This window comes from Marinobacter algicola DG893 (assembly GCF_000170835.1).
In the GTDB taxonomy this organism is placed as follows: Bacteria; Pseudomonadota; Gammaproteobacteria; order Pseudomonadales; family Oleiphilaceae; genus Marinobacter; species Marinobacter algicola.
The window spans coordinates 1-5,091 of record NZ_ABCP01000081.1; the positions used below are offsets into that span (position 1 = coordinate 1).

Genomic DNA, 5,091 nt, shown 5'->3' on the forward strand with positions numbered 1-5,091 from the left:
CCCAATTGCCCCAGCCCCCGAAGTTTGATCTGGGGGACAGTTAGTTATCAAACGAGGCCAAACAGCCAGATCCTGATGTTTGGAAGTATACAACTGTCTACTCTGTTGGGTATACATGTGTCTACCGTCAATCATCATGGCGAAACAGACAACAACAGGCAAGGCCAGAAGGCCAGCGAACAACGAGGTGGAAAACATGAGTCAGACAGCAAAAATCGCCATCATCGGCACCGGATTCTCCGGCCTGGGCATGGGCATCAAACTCAAGGAAGCCGGATACGACAACTTCGTCATCCTGGAAAAAAGCGATGACGTCGGCGGCACCTGGCACGAAAACCACTACCCCGGCTGCGCCTGCGATGTCCAATCCGCCCTCTACTCCTTCTCGTTCGAACAAAACCCCAATTGGACCCGCATGTTCGCCCAGCAGAAAGAAATCCAGGCCTACCTGCGAAGCTGCGCCGAAAAATACGACCTGATGAAACACGTGCGCCTGAACACCCATGTGGCGGGTGCCCGCTTTGACGAGAAAACCCAAAGCTGGACCGTCGAAACCTGCGACAGCCGTGAACTTTGGGCCTACAGGCAGAAAAAGTGCCTGAACCCCGGCGACAAGCTCAATCGCAAAGACAAGGGCCTGCCGGAATTCAGCAACTTCAAGGCCGATGTTGTCGTCTCCGGTATGGGCGGCCTTAGCACACCGGCGTACCCCAGTATCAAGGGCCTCGACACCTTCACCGGCAAAAGCTTCCACTCCCAGGACTGGGACCATGACTATGACTTCAAAGGTAAACGCGTTGCCGTGATCGGTACTGGCGCCTCGGCCATCCAGTTCGTCCCGGAGGTAGCGAAAGATGCGGCTCACCTCGACCTCTACCAGCGCACTCCGCCCTGGATCGTGCCCAAACCGGACCGCGAGATTCGCCCGCTGGAAAGGATGATGTTCCGCAAGTTCCCACAGACCCTGAATGCATTCCGTCAGAGCATCTACTGGATGCTGGAAGCCCGGGTGCTGGGGTTTGTAGGCAACCCGCGAATCCTCAAGATCGGTGAATTGCAGGCACGCCGTCATATCCGCAACCAGATCAAGGACAGGGAACTGCGCAGGAAAGTCACCCCGGATTTCCACTTCGGCTGCAAGCGGGTGCTGATCTCAAACAACTATTACCCGGCTCTGGCCCAGAATAACGTCGACGTGCTGACCGACGGCATCCGCGAAGTGCGCGGCAATATGATCGTGGATAACAACGGCCGTGAGAGGGAAGTGGACTGCATCATTTATGGCACCGGCTTCAAGGCTCAGGACCCGATACCCGCGGGCATGGTGCATGGTCGGGGCGGACAGGACCTGCTGGACGCCTGGAAAGGTGGCGCTGAAGCCTACAAAGGCAGCGCCATTGCGGGCTTCCCCAACTTCTTCATGCTCATGGGCCCCAACACCGGCCTTGGCCACAGCTCCATGGTGTACATGATCGAAAGTCAGATCCAGTACGTGGTGGACGCTTTGAAGAAAATGGAAAAGCATGGCTGGAAGAGCGTCGAAGTAAAGAAAAACGCCCAGAGCCAATACAATGCCTCCATCCACGCCAAACTTGGCGACTCCGTGTGGCAGACCGGCTGCAAGAGCTGGTATGTCAACGAAAACGGCAAGAACACCACCCTGTGGCCAGGCTTCACCTGGCAGTTCCGCCAGCAGACGAAACGGTTTGATGCGGGGCAGTATGTGTGTGAGCCAGTAGCTGAAGGTGCGGGTGAGGCAGTGCCAGCGCTTAACTGACCAGTGTGCCACCGTCCACTGCCAGGCATTGCCCGGTAATGTGCCGGCCCGCTTCCGAGGCCAATAGCACTGCAGCACCCTTAAGATCTTCTTCACCACCAAAGCGTTTCAGCGGAATGCGCTCAAGCATTTTGTCGCCCTGTGCATCCAGCAAGCCCTGAGACATCTTCGACGGAAAGAAGCCCGGGCAAAGCGCGTTCACGTTGATGTTGTAGTGACCCCACTCGGACGCTAGCGCGCGGGTGAAGTTGACCATGGCCCCTTTGCTTGTGTTGTAGGCGATGGTCTGCATGCCTTCCGGGTTGCCGGACAGCCCGGCGATGGAGGCAATGTTGATCACCTTGCCGATCTTGCGGGGAATCATACAGCGCTTGCCGACGGTCTGGGTCAGGAAGAAGCTGGCGTTGACGTTCAAGTTCATCACTTTCATCCAGCCTTCCGGCGGATAGTCTTCCGCCGGGGCGCCCCAGGTGGCGCCGGCGTTGTTCACCAGAATGTCGATGTCGCCGAGTTGTTGCACCACCTGATCGACCACCTTCGGAATACCTTCAAGGTCGCCCAGATCGGCGGCGATAGTGACGACTTCCACACCCCGACCTTCCAAGTGTTCCTTTGCCACATCCAGCTCATGCTGCTTGCGCGCGCTGATGGCGATTTTAGCGCCCAGCTCGCCCAATGCCTCGGCCATCTGAAGCCCTAGGCCGCGAGAGCCGCCGGTGATGAAAGCCACTTTGCCGGTCAGGTCCAGCAGTTGTTTTACGCTCATGAAATGTTCCTTAATTGAATCCTGTGGTTCAGGCGCTGGCGGCCAGCAGGCCGTCGCTGACTTGGGCCAGATGATGGTCTGCATCGCCAAACAGCAAATTGATGGTGGTCAGCCGCTTGTGCAGGTGCGCGGCGAACATTTCGTCGGTCACGCCCATGCCACCGTGCAGTTGCACGCCTTCCTGGGCCACGTAGCGGGCACCCTGGCCGACCAGTGTCTTGGCCATGGACAGCGCGTTGCGGCGCTCGGCCCGGTCGTCGGAATCGGCGGTGTTGGCCGCCAGAATTGCCATGGATTTGGATTGCTCGGCCTGAATGAACATGTCTGCCATACGATGCTGCAGCACCTGGAATTTGCCGATGGACACACCGAACTGCTTGCGGGTCTTGATGTAGTCCAGGGTGGTTTCATTCATAGCTTCCATGGCGCCTACGGCTTCGGCACAGACAGCCGCAATCCCCAGATCGATGGCTTTCTCGATGTGCGGGAAGGCCTTATCCAGTTCGCCCAACAGGTTATCCGCGCTAACGGCGACGTTGGAGAAACTGATGTCAGCGATGCGATAGCCGTCATGGGCGGCGTAGTCGTTTATTTTCACGCCTTTGGCGTTGGCATCGACGATGAACAGCGACAGCCCGGATTCGTCAGCGGCGTTGCCACTGGTGCGTGCGGAGACCACCAACTGGTCGGCCTGACCTCCATGGATCACGGCGGTTTTCTGGCCACTGACCATAAAGTGGTTGCCGTCCTTGCGGGCGGTGGTTTGCACTTGGCTCAGGTTATACCGGGCGCCCGGTTCGTAGTGTGCAAACGCCATTTTGCGCTCGCCGGTGGCGATGGCAGACAGGTACTCGTCTTTCTGGGCGTTGTTGCCCACATCACGAATCAGGCCGCCGGCTAGTACAACGGTGGCCAGATAGGGCTCAACCACAAGGCCGCGACCGAAGTTTTCCATCACCACCATGGTGTCGACGGCATTGCCGTCCAGCCCACCAAAGGCTTCCGGGAAGGTGAACGCCAGCAGGCCCATATCCGCCAGGGCGGCCCAGGTGCTCGGGTCGGTGCCCTTGCCGGATTCAATGAAGATGCTGCGCTTTTCGAAGCTGTACTCGTTGGTCACAAAGCGGCGCAGCGAGTCGTTCAGCATTTGCTGTTCGTCGGTAAGATCGAAGTTCATAAAAACGCCTCCTTAAAGACCAAGCACGAGCTGGGCGATGATGTTGCGCTGGATCTCGTTGGACCCACCAAAGATCGACAGCTTGCGCATGTTGAAGTAATCGCCAGCCGCCGGCGTGGCGTCAATGGAGCCTGCGCGGGGGCCGTTGTAGTCCAGTTCCAGTGCGTCCGGAATGTGCGCGATGGCGTCCTGGCCGGTGGCTTCCATTAAGAGTTCGAACAGCTTCTGGCCGATTTCAGTGCCACGGATTTTTAGAATCGACGCTTGCGGGCCAGGGCCCCGTTTGTCGGTCAGGACGCGCAACACGGTGAGTTCCAGTGCTCGCAGTTCGATGTCGAGCTGCGCCAGGCGATCGCGGAAGCGGGTGTTCTCGATCAGCGGGCGCTGGCCGTCCTGTTCTTCGTTGGCCACGACTTTCAGGCGCTTCATCAACGCTTTCCACTGCCCGACGTTCGCCAGACCGGTGCGCTCGTGGCCGAGCAGGAACTTGGCGTAGGTCCAGCCCTGATTCTCTTCGCCGATCAGGTTTTCGGCGGGCACTTTCACGTTGTCGAAATAGACTTCGTTAATCTCGTGCTCGCCATCCAGCATGATGATGGGCTTCACATCGATGCCGGGATCGCTCATATCGATCAGCAGGAAGGAAATGCCCTGCTGCGGCTTGCCTTCGTTGCTGGTGCGCACCAGACAGAAGATCCAGTCAGCGTGCTGGCCGAGGGTGGTCCAGGTTTTCTGGCCGTTAACGATGTACTGGTCGCCTTCGCGTTTGGCAGAACAACGCAGTGATGCCAGATCGGAGCCGGAACCGGGTTCGGAATACCCTTGGCACCACCAGTCCTCACCGCTGAGAATGCCTGGTAGAAAGCGCTTTTTCTGTTCGTCGTTGCCGAAGGTCATGATTACCGGCGCGACCATGCGCAGGCCGAAGTCGAGCTGGCGGGGAGCGCCGGCGAGGGCACACTCTTCTTCAAAGATGATCTGCTCAATGGGACTCCAGCCCGGGCCGCCAAACTCTTCCGGCCAGGTGGAGGCGCCCCAGCCTTTTTCGTGCAGTATTTTCTGCCAACGCTGGGTCATGTCTTTTGTATGACGCAGGCGTTTCTGCACCCGTTCGCGGATGTCATCCGGGAGGTTGTCTTCCAGGAATTGCCGAACTTCGGCGCGGAAGGCCTCTTGTTCGGGGGTGTAATTCAGGTCCATGTTGCACCTCTTGTCTGTCTGCTGAGGTAAATGGTTTAACTTCTGAGCGGCCTAATGTCTGGCCTAAAACTTTTGTGGCGGCGCCGAATGGGTATCCCCTTTCAAAACACGCTCCTTCGGCCCGTCCCTGGGGCGCTTGGACTCCGCCATCCATGGCTCCGTACAGTTTTG

General features: G+C 58.2%; 4 protein-coding genes. 1 reads left to right on the plus strand and 3 read right to left on the minus strand.

All coding sequences use genetic code 11. From position 1 onward, the window contains the following. The first annotated feature begins 196 nt into the window (after positions 1–196). On the plus strand, positions 197–1,777 hold the full coding sequence (locus MDG893_RS20170) for a flavin-containing monooxygenase (RefSeq protein ID WP_007155702.1): 1,581 nt from the start codon (positions 197–199) through the stop codon (positions 1,775–1,777). On the opposite strand, the gene MDG893_RS20175 is transcribed toward MDG893_RS20170, so the two are convergent. From MDG893_RS20175 to MDG893_RS20185, 3 genes are read right to left on the minus strand one after another with little or no spacing between them, the layout of a single operon-like run. Continuing rightward, positions 1,770–2,543 (minus strand): SDR family oxidoreductase, encoded by a 774-nt coding sequence (locus MDG893_RS20175; RefSeq protein WP_007155703.1) that lies wholly within the window; start codon positions 2,541–2,543, stop codon positions 1,770–1,772. The two genes, MDG893_RS20170 and MDG893_RS20175, sit on opposite strands and share 8 nt — an antisense overlap. Positions 2,544–2,571: 28 nt before the next feature. Further along, a complete protein-coding gene (locus MDG893_RS20180) occupies positions 2,572–3,720 on the minus strand; it encodes an acyl-CoA dehydrogenase family protein (protein WP_007155704.1) in 1,149 nt (382 codons plus the stop codon). A gap of 12 nt (positions 3,721–3,732) precedes the next feature. Beyond that, positions 3,733–4,920 carry an acyl-CoA dehydrogenase family protein gene (locus MDG893_RS20185; protein ID WP_007155705.1) on the minus strand — a complete coding sequence of 396 codons (1,188 nt, stop codon included), beginning with the start codon at positions 4,918–4,920 and terminating at the stop codon, positions 3,733–3,735. Between the last annotated feature and the right edge of the window lie 171 nt (positions 4,921–5,091).